The organism is Blastococcus sp. SYSU DS0539 (assembly GCF_054050855.1).
Genome location: NZ_JBJHAF010000014.1, coordinates 39,062 through 54,699 on the forward strand (window position 1 = coordinate 39,062; position 15,638 = coordinate 54,699).

The window sequence follows — 15,638 nt, forward strand, 5'->3', positions numbered from 1 at the left end:
AGCGCTCGTGGTATCGACGGGGGAGCGCCTACCCTGGGATCAGTGATCACAACGACCGGCCTCGAGCTGCGCGCCGGCGCCCGCATCCTCCTCAGCGAGGTCGACCTCCGGGTGCAGCCGGGTGACCGCATCGGCCTGGTCGGGCGCAACGGTGCCGGCAAGACGACGACGCTGACCACCCTTGCCGGCGAGCGGTTGCCGCACGCCGGCAAGGTCGAGGTCACCGGCGAGATCGGCTACCTCCCGCAGGACCCGCGCAGCGGCGACCTCGACATCACCGCCAGCGACCGGGTGCTCTCCGGTCGCGGCCTCGACGTGATCCGCAACCAGATGGTCAAGGCGCAGATCGCCATGGCGGAGCCGGCCGACGACGCGGAGCGGGACAAGGCCGTGCGGCGCTACGGGCGGCTGGAGGACCAGTTCGCCGCGCTCGGCGGGTACGCCGCGGAGAGCGACGCCGCCCGCATCTGCAGCAACCTGGGCCTGCCCGACCGCGTCCTGGCGCAGCCGCTGCGCACCCTGTCCGGTGGTCAGCGCCGCCGGGTCGAGCTGGCCCGGATCCTGTTCTCCGACGCCGAGACGCTGCTGCTCGACGAGCCGACCAACCACCTCGACGGCGACTCGATCACCTGGCTCAAGGGCTTCCTCTCCAGCCACCGCGGCGGGCTGATCGTGATCAGCCACGACGTCGAGCTGCTCGAAGCCGTCGTCAACAAGGTGTGGCACCTGGACGCCAACCGGGCGACCGTCGACATCTACAACCTGGGCTGGAAGCCGTACCTGGCGCAGCGGGAGACCGACGAGCGGCGGCGCAAGCAGGAGCGCGCCAACACCGAGCGGAAGATCGACACGCTCAACGCCCAGGCGGACAAGATGCGCGCCAAGGCCACCAAGGCCAAGGCCGCCAAGAGCATGGACAAGCGGGCTGAGCGGCTCGCCGCCGGGCTGGCCGACGTCCGGGTGCAGGACAAGGTCGCCAAGCTGCGGTTCCCGACGCCGGTCCCGTGCGGCCGGACGCCGCTCACGGCCGAGGGGCTGTCCAAGAGCTACGGCTCGCTGGAGATCTTCACCGACGTCGACCTGGCGGTGGACAAGGGCGCGCGCGTCGTCGTCCTCGGGCTCAACGGCGCCGGCAAGACCACCCTGCTGCGGATGCTGGCCGGCACCGAGGCACCGGACACCGGCGCGGTCAAGCCGGGGCACGGGCTGCGGATCGGCTACTACGCCCAGGAGCACGAGACCATCGACATGGACCGGTCGCTGCTGGAGAACATGCGCTCCGCGGCTCCGGACAGCACCGACACCGAGCTGCGCCGGATCCTGGGCGCGTTCCTCTTCTCCGGCGAGGCGGTCGACCAGCGGTCGGGCACGCTCTCCGGTGGTGAGCGCACCCGGCTGGCCATGGCCACCCTCGTCGTCTCCGGCGCCAACGTGCTGCTGCTCGACGAGCCGACGAACAACCTCGACCCGGCCAGCCGGGAGCAGGTGCTCGAGGCGCTGCGCACCTACGCCGGCGCGATCGTGCTGGTCACCCACGACGAGGGCGCCGTGCGGGCGCTCAACCCCGACAAGGTCATCATGCTGCCCGACGGCACCGAGGACGCCTGGAGCGAGGACCTGGCCGACCTGGTCGAACTCGCCTGATCCTCCGTCGGCCGGAGGCCGACCTTTCACATGGCCGACGTCCCGGGTCTGGGTGATCATGGGTCCGAGGGAGCCGTGGTCGACGGGACGGCGGCACCAGGGCGACAGCCAACAACGGGCCGCCGCGCGGCCGGCATCGCGGGTGCCGGTGGGCCGGGGGCCGACACGGAGGGGAGCCATGGCCGACTCGAGCACTGCGGACCTCGGCAAGGGCAAGCGGATCACCGGCGGGGACCGGTCCACGCTCGCCGACGAACTGCGCAAGCGGTACGACGAGGGCGAGAGCATCCGGTCGCTGGCCACCTCGACGAACCGGTCCTACGGCTTCGTGCACCGGCTCCTGTCGGAGTCCGGGGCCTCGCTGCGCAGCCGCGGTGGGGCCAACCGGAACAGTAAGAAGGCGTGACCCCAGACCTCTCCGATTCCCCGTCCGACTCCGGCTGGGTGCGGACCAGCCGGAACGGCGCCGTCCTCACCGTCACGCTGGACCGTCCGGACCAGCTGAACGCGCAGACGCCGGCCACCTGGTCGGCGCTGGCCGACATCGGTGCCTCGCTCGACGACGACGTCCGCGTCGTCGTCCTGCGCGGCGAGGGCCGCGCCTTCTCGGCCGGCCTGGACCGGAGCATGTTCGACACCTCCGCCACGGCGGGCGGCGGGCTCGGCGAGCTCGTCCGGCTGCCGGTGGAGGAGGCGCATGAGCGCATCCGGGTCTACCAGGCCGGCTTCCGCTGGCTCCGCTCCCCGGGCGTCGTCTCGATTGCCGCGGTGCAGGGGCACGCCATCGGCGCGGGTGCCCAGCTCGCACTTGCCTGCGACCTGCGGGTGTTCACCGAGGACGCCCAGCTGCGGCTGCCGGAGGTCACCCTCGGCCTGGTGCCCGACCTCACCGGGACGAGCACGCTGGTCGAGCTCGTCGGGTACTCGCGGGCGCTGGAGCTGTGCCTGACCGGCCGTGCCGTGGGCGCGGCGGAGGCCCGGGCGATCGGGCTGGCCACCGCAGTCGTGCCGGGCGCCGAGCTCGACGACGCCGTCGCCGACCTCACCGCCGCGCTGCTTGCCCCGCCGGCCGGGGCCAGCCGGGCGACCGCGGCGCTGGTGCGGTCGGCGGTGCGCAACGACTTCCCGACCCAGGACGCCGCCGAGCGGGCCGCCCAGGTGGAGCGCCTGCACGCCCTCGCCGGCGGCCGCTGACCGGTCGGCGGAACAACCGCCGGCACACCCCGGTTGGATGATCAGCCGGGGCGTGACCGGCGGACGGAGGAGGTTCGGTGGACAGCTCCATGACCTCCATGGCGGCGATGCGCTCGTTCCGGCGCGATCCGTCGGTGACCGCCCGGAAGCTGCCGAAGGGCACCGTCCGGCGGATCCTCGGCATCGCCCGGCCGTACCGGCGCGACCTGATCCGGTTCCTGCTCCTGGTGGTCGGGTCCTCGGTCATCGGGGTGATCACGCCGCTGCTGGCCGGGGACATCGTCAACCGGATCGCCGGGCTCGAGGGCACCGCCGCCGGCATCGTGCGGATCGCGCTGGTCATCGCCGGCCTGGCGGTCGTCGACGCCGGCATCTCGCTGGGTACCCGCTGGTACTCGGCGCGGATCGGCGAGGGCGTCATCTACGACCTCCGCAGTCAGGTCTTCGAGCACGTGCAGCGGATGCCGGTCGCGTTCTTCACCCGCACCCAGACCGGCGCCCTGGTCAGCCGGCTCAACAACGACGTCGTCGGCGCGCAGCAGGCGTTCACGTCCACGCTCTCGGGCGTCGTCTCCAACGTCATCGGCCTGGTGCTCACCGCCGGCGTGATGCTCACGCTGTCCTGGCAGATCACGCTGCTGTCGCTGGTGCTCGTGCCGCTGTTCGTGCTGCCCGCCCGGCGCATCGGCAGCCGGCTGCAGGAGATCACCCGGGAGTCCTACTCGCTCAACGCGTCGATGAACGCGACGATGACCGAGCGGTTCAACGTCGCCGGTGCGTTGCTGGTCAAGCTGTTCGGCCGGCCCACCGCCGAGGCGGAGTCCTTCCGGGGCCGCGCCGCCCGGGTCCGGGACATCGGCGTGCTGTCGGCGATGTACGGCCGGACCTTCTTCACCGCGCTCACGCTGGTCGCGGCGCTGGCCACCGCGCTCGTCTACGGCCTGGGTGGCTGGTTGGCCTTCACCGGCACGCTGACCGCGGGCGACGTCGTCGCGCTGGCCCTGCTGCTGTCCCGGCTGTACGGCCCGCTCACGGCGCTGGCGAACGTGCGGGTCGACGTCATGAGCGCGATGGTCAGTTTCGACCGCGTCTTCGAGGTGCTCGACCTGCCGCCGATGATCCGGCAGGCGCCCGACGCCGTCCCCGTGCCGGCCGATGACCGGTCGATCGAGTTCGACGCCGTCTCGTTCAGCTACCCCGCGGGTGCGGACGTGTCGCTGCCGTCGCTGGAGGAGGTGTCGCTGCCCGAGCACGGCGGCCCCGTCGACGTGCTGCACGACGTCTCCTTCCGGGTCGAGCCCGGGCAGCTGGTCGCGCTGGTCGGCCACTCGGGCGCGGGCAAGTCGACCATCGCCAACCTCGTACCGCGGCTGTACGACGTGACCGGCGGTGCGATCCGGGTCGGGGGAGTGGACGTGCGGCGCGCGACGCTGGCCTCGCTGCGCGACGCGATCGGCGTGGTCAGCCAGGACGCGCACCTCTTCCACGACACCATCCGCGCGAACCTGCTCTACGCCCGCCCGGAGGCCTCGGACGAGCAGCTGTGGGAGGCGCTGACCGGCGCCCGCATCGGCGATCTGGTGCGCGCGCTGCCCGAGGGGCTGGACACCGTGGTGGGCGACCGCGGCTACCGGCTCTCCGGCGGCGAGAAGCAGCGGCTGGCGATCGCCCGGGTGCTGCTGAAGGCGCCGGGGATCGTGATCCTCGACGAGGCGACCGCGCACCTGGACAGCGAGTCCGAGGCCGCGGTCCAGCACGCGCTGGACACCGCGCTGGCCGGCCGCACGTCGCTGGTCATCGCCCACCGGCTGTCCACCATCCGCAGCGCCGACCAGATCCTGGTGGTCGACGCTGGGCGGATCGTCGAGTCCGGGACGCACGAGGAGCTGCTCGCCCGGGGCGGCCGGTACGCCGATCTGTACCGCACGCAGTTCGCGCAGGCGGAGCGCGGCGCGGTCGTCGTCGGGTGACCGCACCGAAATTTCGTGGCGGTGCGCGCACAGTCGGGCACGCAGCGTCCTGGGCGCTCGGGAGACACGCGAAACAGCAGATGAGACGGCGTGTGGCTCCGGCGGGGGGCGGACGAGCGGGGCACTTCGACCACTAGCGTCACACCTGTCCCAGGCGGCCACAGCCGGGGGCACGTGACCGGGCTGGCGCGGTCACGCAGAACCACAGCAGGCGTCGGGACGAACCGGCGATCGCCAGCGAGGAGGAGACGTGACCGCAGCGCACCCGCAGGACACCCAGATCCGTTCGCTCTACGCCCAGTTCCTCGACGGGTGGAACCGGCGCAGCGGCGCGGCGGTGGCGGCCGGGTTCGCCGACGACGGGGACATCATCGGGTTCGACGGCACCCACCACCGCGGCCGGCTCTCCATCGCGGCGGACCTGCGCCAGGTCTTCGGCTCGCACCAGACCCCGGCGTACGTCGCGGTGGTCCGTTCGGTCCGGCCGGTGGGGGAGGGCGTCGCGATGCTCACCGCGCACGCCGGGATGATCCCCGCGGGCGGCAGCGACCTCGATCCGGAGCTCAACGCCGTCCACACGATGGTCGCCGTCGACGAGGGGCGCGGCCGCTGGCGGATCTCGCTGTTCCAGGCGACCCCCGCGGCCTGGCACCAGCACCCGGAGGCCCGGGAGGCGCTCACCGAGGAACTGCGCGGGCTGCTCATCCCGCAGTGACCGGCGGTCAGTCGACGGTGGCGTCCACCGTGACGACGTCGACCTGCTCCACGACCGCCTTGCCGCCCACCCGGCCGACGTCGGCGACGATGCCGCCCGAGACCTCGAGCGCCACCGCCATGGCGGCGGGCGGCCCGACGACGCGGACGTCGTAGGGGGCGCTGAGGGGCTCGCCGTCGATGCGCAGGTCGCCGGGGGTCCCGGTGACCGCGCTCGACACGATCACCCGCACACCGTCGATCTGGAGGGCCTCCGCGCCGGCGCCGCGGAGCTCCTGGATCAGGCCCAGGATCACCGACGCCGGCACCGCGCCGTCGGCGTCGTTGATCGTGATCCGCAGCCCGGGACCCGTGGCCGGGAGGGTGCCGGCGAGGATGCCGATCGCCTCGGCGCGGGACCGCGCCTCCTCGAGCGCGCCGCCGGACTGCTCCTGGCCGCTGCTGAGCTCGTCGACGGTCTGCCGCGTCGTGCCGATCTGCCGCCGGAGCTCCTCCTCGCGGGCGTTGAGCTCGTCGAGGATGAGCACGAGGTCCTGCTCGCGCCGCACGTCCTGGTCCTCCGGCTCGGCGGTGCTCCGGATCTGGACGGTGAGCGCGAAGCCCAGCGTGACGGTCAGGGCGGCGGTGGCCAGGGCGGCGACCGGTCGGCTCCACCCGCGGCGTGACCCTGACCCTCCGGTGGAGGTGGAGGGTTCGTCGTCACTCCGCTCGCCGTGCTCCACGGCGGCCGCGGGTTCGGATCCCGACGGCGGCTCGGGCGCCCCGTCGGTCATCGGCTCGCACTCCATCGCGCTCCACAGTAGGTCAGCGCGACCGCGCGCCGGTGACGCCCGGCCGGGTCAGCGAACCGGTGCGGACGGGTGCGCGGCGTCGTACCGGTCGAGCAGGATCGCGGCGATCCGCTCGTCGGGCAGCAGGGGGGCGGTGACGACGTCGGCACCCGCCCCGCCCAGCTTGTCGTGGAAGTGCCCGGGCGCCAGCAGGTAGGACGCCACCACGACCGTCGCGGCACCCGCGGCCCGGGCCGAGGCGACGGCGTCGGGCACCGTCGGGCGTGCGGCGGAGCCGTAGCCGGTGGTGACCGGTCCGCCCCACGACTGCTGGAGCAGCGCCGCGGTGCGGTCCACGTCGGCGACCGAGCGCGGGTCGCTGGAGCCGGCGGCGGCGAGCACCACGGCGGTCCCTGAATCGACGGGATCCGCGCCGGCCGCCACGAGGCGGTCGCGCAGCACGCCGGCCAGCCGGGGGTCGGGCCCGAGCGGCCGGGCGGCGACGGCCCCGGGGGCGGAGGCGACGGCCTGGGCGATGTCCACGTGCACGTGGTAGCCGCCCGACAGCAGCAGCGGGACGACGACCGCCGGCCGTCCCCCGGCCGAGAGCCCCGCGACGACGTCGACGACGGTGGGTGGCTGCACGTCGACGAACGCCGCGGTGGTGACCAGGCCGGGGCGCTGGGCGCGGGCGGCGAGGGCGAGTTCGGCGATCAGCCGGCGGCCGGTGGAGTTGCGGGTGCCGTGCGCGCAGGCGACGAGGACGGGGGCGGTGCCGTCAGGTGCTGTCACGGGCTGCGCAGCCGGCCGCCGTCGACGGTGATCATCGTGCCGCTGACGTAGGAGGCGGCGGGGGAGAGGGCGAAGGCGGCGACTCGGCCGAACTCCTCGGGGCGGCCCACCCGGCCCAGTGGGATGGCGGCCTCGGTGCGGGCGCGGGCGGCGGCCGGATCCCCGGACGCGGCCTCGATCTCGGTGACCCGGTCGGTGGCGATGGTGCCGGGCAGGAGACCGACCACCCGGATCCGCCGGGGACCGAGCTCGTCGGCCAGCCCCTTCGCCGTCATGGCCAGGCCCGGTCGCAGGCCGTTGGAGACCGCCAGGCCGTCCAGCGGCTGGCGGACCGAGGTGGAGAGCACCAGGCCGATGGCGGCGCCCGCGCCGAGGTGCGGGACGAGCGCCTTGATCAGCCGCAGCGGGCCGAGCAGCACGCTGTCGACGCCGGCCCGCCAGGCCTCCTCGGGGGTGTCCAGCACGGTGCCGGGCCTGGGGCCGCCGACGCTGATGAGCGCCCCGTCCAGCCGGCCCAGGCGGGCCCGGGCCTCGCCGACCAGCCGCTCGGCGGCCTCCGGATCGGCCAGGTCCGCGGCCAGCCCGAACGCCGCCGGCGCCCCGCCCAGCGAGTCGACCGCCGTCGCGACGCCGTCCGCCGACCGGGAGCCGACGAGCACCCGGGCCCCGTCGTCGACGAGGGCCCGGGCGGTCGCGAACCCCAGCCCCCGGCTCGCGCCGGTGAGCAGGTATCCGCGACCACCCAGGCCCAGGTCCACGAGGGATCAGTCCCCGCGGGTCAGGCGGCCGAGCCGCGCAGCGACCGCAGGACGTACTGCATGATCCCGCCGTTGCGGTAGTAGTTCGCCTCGCCGGGGGTGTCGATCCGGACGCGGGCGTCGAACTCCACGTCACCGGCCTTCACCTTCACCGTGCGGGGCACCTCGCCGTCGTTCAGCGCGGTGATCCCGGTGATGGTGAACTCCTCGTCGCCGGTGAGGCCGAGCGACTCGCGGTTCTGGCCCTCGGGGAACTGCAGCGGCAGCACGCCCATGCCGATGAGGTTCGAGCGGTGGATGCGCTCGTAGCTCTCGGCGATGACGGCCTTGACGCCCAGCAGCGCGGTGCCCTTGGCGGCCCAGTCGCGCGACGAGCCGGAGCCGTACTCCTTGCCGGCCAGCACGACCAGCGGGATGCCGGCGTCGATGTAGGCGCGCGAGGCGTCGTAGATCGTCGTCGTCTCGCCGGTCAGGTGGTTCTTGGTGACGCCACCCTCGGTGCCGGGCACCAGCTGGTTGCGCAGCCGGATGTTGGCGAAGGTGCCGCGGATCATGACCTCGTGGTTCCCGCGGCGCGAGCCGTAGGAGTTGAAGTCGCGGCGCTCCACGCCGTGCTCGCGGAGGTACTTGCCCGCGGGGCTGTCGGCCTTGATGGAACCGGCCGGTGAGATGTGGTCGGTGGTCACCGAGTCACCGAGCACCGCGAGGGTGCGGGCGCCGGCGATGTCCTCGACCGGGGACGGCTCGGCCGGCATGCCGTCGAAGTACGGAGGACGCCGGACGTAGGTGCTGTCGGCGGCCCACTCGAAGGTGTCGCCCTCCGGGGTGGGCAGGTTCTGCCACTGCTCGGTCCCGGCGAAGACGTCCTCGTAGCTGCGGCCGAACTGCTCCGCGGAGACGGCGTGGTCGATGACCCGCTGGACCTCCTGCGGGGAGGGCCAGATGTCGCGCAGGAAGACGTCGTTGCCGTCGGCGTCCTGACCCAGGGGGTCGTTGTTCAGGTCGACGTCCATGGAGCCGGCGAGGGCGTAGGCGATGACCAGCGGCGGGGAGGCCAGGTAGTTCATCTTGACGTCGGGGTTGATCCGGCCCTCGAAGTTCCGGTTGCCCGAGAGCACCGAGACGACGGCGAGGTCGGCCTCGTTGACGGCGTTGGACACCGGCTCGGGGAGCGGGCCGGAGTTGCCGATGCAGGTGGTGCAGCCGTAGCCGACCAGGTAGAAGCCGAGCTTCTCCAGGTACGGGGTGAGCTCGGCCTTCTCGTAGTAGTCCATGACGACCTTGGACCCGGGGGCCAGCGTCGTCTTCACCCACGGCTTGCTGGTCAGGCCGCGCTCGACGGCGTTCTTGGCCAGCAGCGCCGCGCCGATCATCACCTGCGGGTTGGAGGTGTTGGTGCAGGAGGTGATCGCCGCGATGACGACGTGGCCGTGGTCGACCTCGGTCTCGGTGCCGTCCTCCATGACGACCTTGGTGGGCTTGCGCGGCCGCTCGGACACGGCGTGCCCGTCGACGTGGTGCGGCTTGCCGGCCTCGCCGTTGCCGCTCTCGGACGGCGCCGCGGGGTCGGAGGCCGGGAAGGACTCCGCCGAGGCCTCGTCGACGGCGGAGGTGACGCCGTAGGGCAGGGCCTGGCCGGGCACGCCCGGCTTGCGGTCCTCGCCGCCGGTCTCGTCGGCCTGGACGTAGTCGGCCAGCGCGGCGCGGAAGGCGGGCTTGGCGTCGGTGATCGCGACGCGGTCCTGCGGGCGCTTCGGGCCGGCGATCGAGGGGACGACGCTGCCGAGGTCGAGCTCGAGGTACTCGGAGAACGCCGGCTCGCGCGACGGGTCGTGCCAGAGGCCCTGCTCCTTGGCGTAGGCCTCGACCAGCGCCACCTGCTCCGCGGAGCGGCCGGTGAGCTTCAGGTAGGTGATGGTCTCCTCGTCGATGGGGAACATCGCCGCGGTGGAGCCGAACTCCGGGCTCATGTTGCCGATCGTGGCGCGGTTGGCCAGCGGGACGGCGGAGACGCCCTCGCCGTAGAACTCGACGAACTTCCCGACGACGCCGTGCTCGCGAAGCATCTCGGTGATCGTGAGGACCAGGTCGGTGGCGGTGGCGCCGTCCGGCAGCTGGCCGAAGAGCTTGAAGCCCACGACGCGGGGGATGAGCATCGAGACCGGCTGGCCGAGCATCGCGGCCTCGGCCTCGATGCCGCCGACGCCCCAGCCCAGGACGCCGAGGCCGTTGACCATCGTGGTGTGGCTGTCGGTGCCCACGCAGGTGTCCGGGTAGGCGACCACGCGGTCACCCTCCTGCCGCGGGAAGATCACGCGGGCCAGGTGCTCGATGTTGACCTGGTGGACGATGCCGGTGCCCGGGGGCACGACCTTGAAGTCGCTGAAGGCGCCCTGGCCCCAGCGCAGGAACTGGTAGCGCTCGCCGTTGCGCTCGTACTCGATCTCGACGTTGCGCTCGAACGAGTCCTCGGTGCCGAAGACGTCGGCGATCACGGAGTGGTCGATGACCAGCTCGGCCGGGGCGAGCGGGTTGATCTTCTGCGGGTCGCCGCCCAGCTCGGCCATGGCCTCGCGCATGGTGGCGAGGTCGACGATGCAGGGGACGCCGGTGAAGTCCTGCATGACCACGCGGGCCGGGGTGAACTGGATCTCCTGGTCGGGCTCGGCCGACGGGTCCCAGTTGGCGATCGCCCGGATGTGGTCGGCGGTGATGTCCGCGCCGTCCTCGGTGCGCAGCAGGTTCTCGAGGAGGACCTTGAGGCTGAAGGGCAGCTTCTCGGAGCCCTCCACCGCGTCGAGCCGGTAGATGTCGTAGTCGGTGCCGTCGACGCTGAGCGTCGACCGGGCTCCGAAGCTGTCCTTGCTGGCTGCCACTTCTCTGCGCCTACCCCTCGTGGTTCATCACGCTTCGTTGACCACCCCCGATCATCCCAGTTCGACGACCGGAAGGAGCGGTCAGGCGACCCTTCCTTCACCCGGTGACCTCAGTCACGGGCCGGGAAACACGTTCCGCCCCGGCTCGTGCGTGCGCCACCGCGGCGGCGCCCCCGCCGTCCTGTGGCTGCGCGACCGGGCCCGCTGGGTCCGGTGCGCCCGGCTGGTCGTGGCGCTGTCCTGGCCGGCCTGGTGACCTACGTGCTGTACCCGGCGGCGCCGCCCTGGCTGGCCGCCAAGGAGGGCGTCATCGAGCCGGTGGCGAGGATCAGCAGCGCCGGCTGGGCGGTGCTCGGGCTGCCCCGCGCCGGCGTGCTGCTCGACACCGGGCAGGCCAGGTCAACCTGGTGGCGGCGGTGCCGTCGCTGCACACCGCGTTCGCCGTCCTGATGTGCATGGTGCTGCTGGCCGCTGGCCCGCCGGACGTGGCAGCGGATCGCGCTGGTCGGCTACGCGGTGTTCATGCCGCTGGTGCTGGTCTGGTCCGGCGAGCACTACGTCGTCGACACGCTGCTGGGCGCCGTCTACGCCTGCGGCGTCGTCCTGCTCCTCCCGCCCGCCGGCCGGCTGGTGCGCGCGGGCACCCGCCGCGTGGCCCTACCGTGGCGGGCGTGACCGGCGTCGTCCCCGAACCCCTGCCCGGCTGGCTGACCGCCGCCTCCCGGATCACCGCGCTCACCGGCGCGGGCATCTCCACCGACAGCGGCATCCCCGACTACCGGGGGCCGAACGGGGTCTGGACCCGTGATCCGGACGCCGAGAAGCTCGTGACGCTGTCCTACTACGTGCGCGACCCCGACATCCGGCGCCGGGCCTGGCTGATGCGCCGGGACATGGGTGCGCTGGACGTGCGTCCCAACACCGGGCACGCGGCGCTGGTAGACCTCGAGGGCCAGGGCCGGCTGCGCACGCTGATCACCCAGAACGTCGACGGCCTGCACCAGGCGGCCGGGTCGGCGCCGGACCGGGTGGTGGAGATCCACGGCACCGTGCACGAGGTCGAGTGCCTGGGCTGCCGGGCGCGGACGACCATGCAGGAGGCGCTCGACCGGGTCGCGGCCGGGGAGCCGGACCCCGCCTGCCGGAACTGCGGCGGCATCCTCAAGTCGGCGACGATCAGCTTCGGGCAGATGCTCGACCCGGCGGTGCTCGACGCCGCCGCGGCGGCGGCCGCCGACTGCGACGTGCTCCTCGCCGTCGGCACCTCGCTCACCGTGCACCCGGCGGCCGGGCTCGTCGACATCGCCGTGGGCAGCGGCGCCCGCGTCGTGGTGGTCAACGCCGAGCCGACGCCGTACGACGACGTCGCCGATCTCGTCGTCCGCGAGCCGATCAGCACCGCGCTCCCGCGGCTGGTCGCGGCCGGCTGACGGCGTCCTCCCTCACCGCGGAGCGTCCTGCCCCACGGCGCACGGCGGGGCAGGAGGCGCGATGGTCAGCTGAGCTGATCGTCGCGGTGCGGCTGGGCTCCGGATGTGCGGTCGGGCCGTCCGGCTGGTGTCGCGACCCCGCCTGGACGCCGGGCGGCGGCTCGTCTCCGCCCCTGCCGACCGATAGCGTGACGGGGACCACGTCCTCGGCCGGCCCGGTGCCGGCCCAGCACCTCCGGGAGCCGGCATGCGCGTCGCCCTCACCACTCGCGACTTCCTCGACCGCGCGGAGCTGGTCTACGGCGACCGCGTCGGCATCGTCGACGAGCCGGCGCAGCCCGCGCCGTCGCTCGGCGACGTCACCTACCGCGAGGTGGCCCGGCGGGGCCGCGCGCTGCAGGCCGGGCTCGACGCGCTCGGCATCGCCGAGGGGGAGCGGGTGGCGATCGTCAGCCACAACTCCGCCCGGCTGCTCGAGCTGCTGCTCGCGGTGCCGTCGTCGGGGCGCGTCGCCGTGCCGATCAACTTCCGGCTGCAGCCCGAGGAGGTCGAGTACATCGTCGGGCACTCCGGCGCCCGGGTGCTGCTGGTCGACCCCGAGCTGGAGCCCTCGCTCAAGGGCGTGCGGGCCGAGCACCGGTTCGGGACGGGGGAGGAGTACGAGCAGCTGCTCCGCTTCGACGCCGAGCCGCGGCCCTGGTCGGAGCCGGACGAGGACGCCACGGCGACCATCAACTACACGAGCGGGACGACGGCGCGGCCCAAGGGCGTGCAGATGACCCACCGCAACCTCTGGATCAACGCCGTCACCTTCGGCATGCACATGCAGGTCAGCGACCGCGACGTCTACATGCACACCCTGCCGATGTTCCACTGCAACGGCTGGGGCCTGCCCTACGCCATGGCCGGGGTCGGCGCCCGCCAGGTCGTCATCCGCAAGATCGACGGCGCGGAGATCCTGCGCCGCGTCGACCAGCACGGCGTGACGCTGATGGCCGGGGCCCCGGCGGTCTGGAACGCGGTCCTCGACGCCGCCGCGGACTGGGACGGCGAGATCCCCGGGCGCGACCGGGTGCGGATCATCGTCGCCGGCGCCCCGCCGCCCTCCCGCACGATCGCCCGCGTCGAGGCCGAGCTCGGCTGGGAGTTCAACCAGATCTACGGCCTCACCGAGACCGCGCCCCTGCTCACCATCAACCGGCCGCGCGCCGAGTACGACGACCTCGACGCCGAGGAGCGCGCCCGGAAGCTGTCCCGCGCGGGCGTGTCGTCGATCGGCACCCGGATGGCGGTGAGCGACAACGGCGAGGTGCTGGCGCGCAGCAACACCGTGCTCGCCGGCTACTGGGAGAACCCCGACGCATCCGCGGAGGCGCTGGAGGGTGGCTGGTTCCACACCGGGGACGGCGGGTCCATCGACGACGGCGGCTACCTCTCGATCTCCGACCGCAAGAAGGACGTGATCATCACCGGCGGCGAGAACGTCTCTTCGATCGAGGTCGAGGACGTCGTCTTCAGCCACCCCGCCGTCGCGGAGGTCGCGGTCATCGGCGTCCCCGACGACAAGTGGGGCGAGATGGTCACCGCGATCGTCGTCCTGGCCGAGGGGGAGCAGGCCACGGAGTCCGACATCATCGCCCACTGCAAGGCGCGCCTGGCGGGTTACAAGGCGCCCAAGCGGGTCGAGTTCCGCGACCAGCTGGCCCGCACCGCCACCGGGAAGATCCAGAAGTTCAAGCTCCGCGAGGACTTCTGGGGCTCCTCCGACCGCAAGGTGAACTGAGCCCTCACCCGTCCGGGCGGCCCACCCTTCGGGGTGAGCCGTCCTCAACGGTCCTGCCTCGCCGTCCGATGCCTCCACGGGGCGCCCGTCCGGGCGCCCCGTGGACGTCGGGAAGAGGCAGGTCGTGGACAGCGCAACGCGGACGGGCACGGTGCGGATCGGTACCGGGTCCCCCTCCGGGTCGGTCGAGCGCGGCAGCGGCCGGACGGCCTTGCGGGCGGCGGTCACGGTCCTCGTCGCGGCGGTGGCGATCGGCCTCACCCCGTCGTCGGCCGGCGCGGCGCCGCGGAGCCCCAGCGACGCCGAGCTGAGCGCCGCGGAGCGGGCGAAGGCCGAGGCCGCCACCCGGGTCGGGGAGATCAGCGGGCAGCTGGCGCAGGCGCGGGCCGGCGTCGAGGCCGCCCACCAGGCGGCGCTGATCGCGCTGCAGGACTACGAGGACAAGCAGGTGGCGTACGACGCCGCCCGGGCCGCCGCCGACGCCGCCGCAGCCGCGGCCGCCCAGGCGGCCGCCGACCTGGAGCAGGGACGCGACGACGTCGCCTCGTTCGCGCGGGCCAGCTACATGCAGGGCACCACCGCGCCAGGGATCACCGCGCTGCTCAGCTCCGGGGGCCCGGCCGAGCTGATCGAGCGCTCGGCGCTGCTGGACGCCGCCGGCGTGCAGCGCACCGAGGTCGTCGCCGAACTCACCGTCCTGGAGGCCCAGGCGGAGAGCGCCGGGGAGGTCGCCCGGGAGACCGCCGAGCAGGCCGAGACCGTCCAGCAGCAGGCGGCCGACCTGCTGGCCGGCGCCCAGTCCCGGGAGGTGTCGGCCCGCGCCCAGGCCGACGCGCTCGACGCGCAGGAGGACGGGCTCCAGGCCGAGCTCCAGCAGGCGCAGCAGACCCTCTACGACCTGGAGGGCGCCCGCGCCGCCGCGCAGGAGGCCGCCGCCCGGCAGGTCGCGCAGGTCGCCGCGCCGGCACCGCAGACCGCCGCCCCCGCGCCGCAGCGCACCCCGGCCCGGCCCGCACCCGCCCCGAACCCTCCGGCGCCCGTGCGTCCCGGCGGCGGTTCGGCCGGGGCGCCGTCGGCGTCGGCGGCCGAGACGGCCATCGCCGCAGCGCGGTCGCAGCTCGGCGTGCCCTACTCCTGGGGTGGCGGCGGCAGCAACGGCCCGAGCAACGGGATCCCGCCGGACGGTCAGCTGTTCGGCTTCGACTGCTCCGGCCTCACCCAGTACGCCTACGCCCGCGCCGGCATCGCCATCGGCGGGACCAGCCGCGACCAGTGGTGGCTCAACCGCGACAAGCAGGTGGCGACCATCGATCTGCAGCCCGGTGACCTGCTCTTCTGGGGCGGCGACCGGAGCGACTACATGTCGATCACCCACGTGGCGCTCTACCTCGGCGGCGGGCGGATGATCGAGGCGCCGGACCGCGGCAAGCATGTGACCATCGCGACGGCGCGCACCTCGAGCAGCACCTACTTCGGCGCGGTGCGACCGAGCGCGTGATCTCGCGCTGCCGATCGGGCGGGGGACGGCACGAAAAGGCGTCGGGCAGCCACGGGGGGAGCTGCCCGACGCACCGCAGAGGCTAGCAGCCGGAACGGCTGACGGGCAGGGGTGACGACGTCGCTGCTCGGACCGCTTTCCGGCGACCCCGCGGCGGCGCTCGCGCCGGGGAGTGGCCGCACGCGTTTCGTGTAGGACACTGGGCAGGG

General features: G+C 73.6%; 14 protein-coding genes. 10 read left to right on the top strand and 4 right to left on the bottom strand.

Annotated features, from left to right (window positions below; genetic code table 11):
* Nucleotides 1–42: 42 nt before the first annotated feature.
* The 5 genes from abc-f (at nt 43) to ACI790_RS16545 (ending at nt 5,523) form a co-directional block, all read left to right on the top strand.
* Entirely contained in the window at nt 43–1,644 is a 1,602-nt protein-coding gene (gene abc-f / locus ACI790_RS16525; protein ID WP_456570876.1) for a ribosomal protection-like ABC-F family protein, read from the top strand.
* Nucleotides 1,645–1,822: 178 nt separating this feature from the next.
* Nucleotides 1,823–2,050, top strand: a complete 228-nt coding sequence (locus ACI790_RS16530; protein ID WP_456570877.1) for a helix-turn-helix domain-containing protein — start codon at nt 1,823–1,825, stop codon at nt 2,048–2,050.
* The gene (locus ACI790_RS16535) at nt 2,047–2,838 is read left to right on the top strand and encodes an enoyl-CoA hydratase/isomerase family protein (RefSeq protein ID WP_456570878.1); all 792 of its coding nucleotides are present in this window, start codon (nt 2,047–2,049) and stop codon (nt 2,836–2,838) included. The genes ACI790_RS16530 and ACI790_RS16535 overlap by 4 nt, the downstream gene beginning before the upstream one ends.
* 77 nt (nt 2,839–2,915) lie before the next feature.
* On the top strand, nt 2,916–4,808 hold the full coding sequence (locus tag ACI790_RS16540) for an ABC transporter ATP-binding protein (protein WP_456570879.1): 1,893 nt from the start codon (nt 2,916–2,918) through the stop codon (nt 4,806–4,808).
* Nucleotides 4,809–5,058: 250 nt separating this feature from the next.
* A complete protein-coding gene (locus tag ACI790_RS16545; RefSeq protein ID WP_456570880.1) occupies nt 5,059–5,523 on the top strand; it encodes an SgcJ/EcaC family oxidoreductase in 465 nt (154 codons plus the stop codon).
* A 7-nt stretch (nt 5,524–5,530) separates the two neighbouring features.
* Here the strand turns inward: ACI790_RS16545 and ACI790_RS16550 are convergent, their stop codons facing one another.
* From ACI790_RS16550 to ACI790_RS16565, 4 genes are all read right to left on the bottom strand, one after another.
* Entirely contained in the window at nt 5,531–6,295 is a 765-nt protein-coding gene (locus ACI790_RS16550; protein WP_456570881.1) for a DUF881 domain-containing protein, read from the bottom strand.
* A gap of 66 nt (nt 6,296–6,361) precedes the next feature.
* On the bottom strand, nt 6,362–7,084 hold the full coding sequence (locus ACI790_RS16555) for a sirohydrochlorin chelatase (protein WP_456570882.1): 723 nt from the start codon (nt 7,082–7,084) through the stop codon (nt 6,362–6,364).
* Nucleotides 7,081–7,842: an SDR family oxidoreductase gene (locus tag ACI790_RS16560; protein WP_456570883.1), complete on the bottom strand. Its 762-nt coding sequence runs from the start codon at nt 7,840–7,842 to the stop codon at nt 7,081–7,083. The genes ACI790_RS16555 and ACI790_RS16560 overlap by 4 nt, the downstream gene beginning before the upstream one ends.
* Before the next feature lie 20 nt (nt 7,843–7,862).
* Nucleotides 7,863–10,718 (bottom strand): aconitate hydratase, encoded by a 2,856-nt coding sequence (locus ACI790_RS16565; RefSeq protein ID WP_456570884.1) that lies wholly within the window; start codon nt 10,716–10,718, stop codon nt 7,863–7,865.
* Nucleotides 10,719–10,970: 252 nt separating this feature from the next.
* Between ACI790_RS16565 and ACI790_RS16570 the strand changes: the two genes are divergently transcribed.
* The 5 genes from ACI790_RS16570 (at nt 10,971) to ACI790_RS16590 (ending at nt 15,429) form a co-directional block, all read left to right on the top strand.
* Nucleotides 10,971–11,168: a hypothetical protein gene (locus ACI790_RS16570; protein ID WP_456570885.1), complete on the top strand. Its 198-nt coding sequence runs from the start codon at nt 10,971–10,973 to the stop codon at nt 11,166–11,168.
* A 51-nt stretch (nt 11,169–11,219) separates the two neighbouring features.
* Nucleotides 11,220–11,393, top strand: coding sequence for a hypothetical protein (locus ACI790_RS16575; RefSeq protein WP_456570975.1), 174 nt, complete (start codon nt 11,220–11,222; stop codon nt 11,391–11,393).
* The gene (locus ACI790_RS16580; protein ID WP_456570886.1) at nt 11,390–12,148 is read left to right on the top strand and encodes an SIR2 family NAD-dependent protein deacylase; all 759 of its coding nucleotides are present in this window, start codon (nt 11,390–11,392) and stop codon (nt 12,146–12,148) included. The genes ACI790_RS16575 and ACI790_RS16580 overlap by 4 nt, the downstream gene beginning before the upstream one ends.
* Before the next feature lie 247 nt (nt 12,149–12,395).
* Nucleotides 12,396–13,931 carry an AMP-binding protein gene (locus ACI790_RS16585; RefSeq protein WP_456570887.1) on the top strand — a complete coding sequence of 512 codons (1,536 nt, stop codon included), beginning with the start codon at nt 12,396–12,398 and terminating at the stop codon, nt 13,929–13,931.
* 124 nt (nt 13,932–14,055) lie between these two features.
* Complete coding sequence (locus ACI790_RS16590) at nt 14,056–15,429, top strand: C40 family peptidase (protein ID WP_456570888.1); 1,374 nt, start codon at nt 14,056–14,058, stop codon at nt 15,427–15,429.
* Nucleotides 15,430–15,638: the final 209 nt, after the last annotated feature.

Coding starts and splice junctions, on each gene's coding strand:
- ACI790_RS16530 (WP_456570877.1), top strand. CDS start 1,823: ATGGCCGACTCGAGCACTGCGGACCTCGGCAAGGGCAAGCGGATCACC.
- ACI790_RS16550 (WP_456570881.1), bottom strand. CDS start 6,295: ATGACCGACGGGGCGCCCGAGCCGCCGTCGGGATCCGAACCCGCGGCC.
- ACI790_RS16585 (WP_456570887.1), top strand. CDS start 12,396: ATGCGCGTCGCCCTCACCACTCGCGACTTCCTCGACCGCGCGGAGCTG.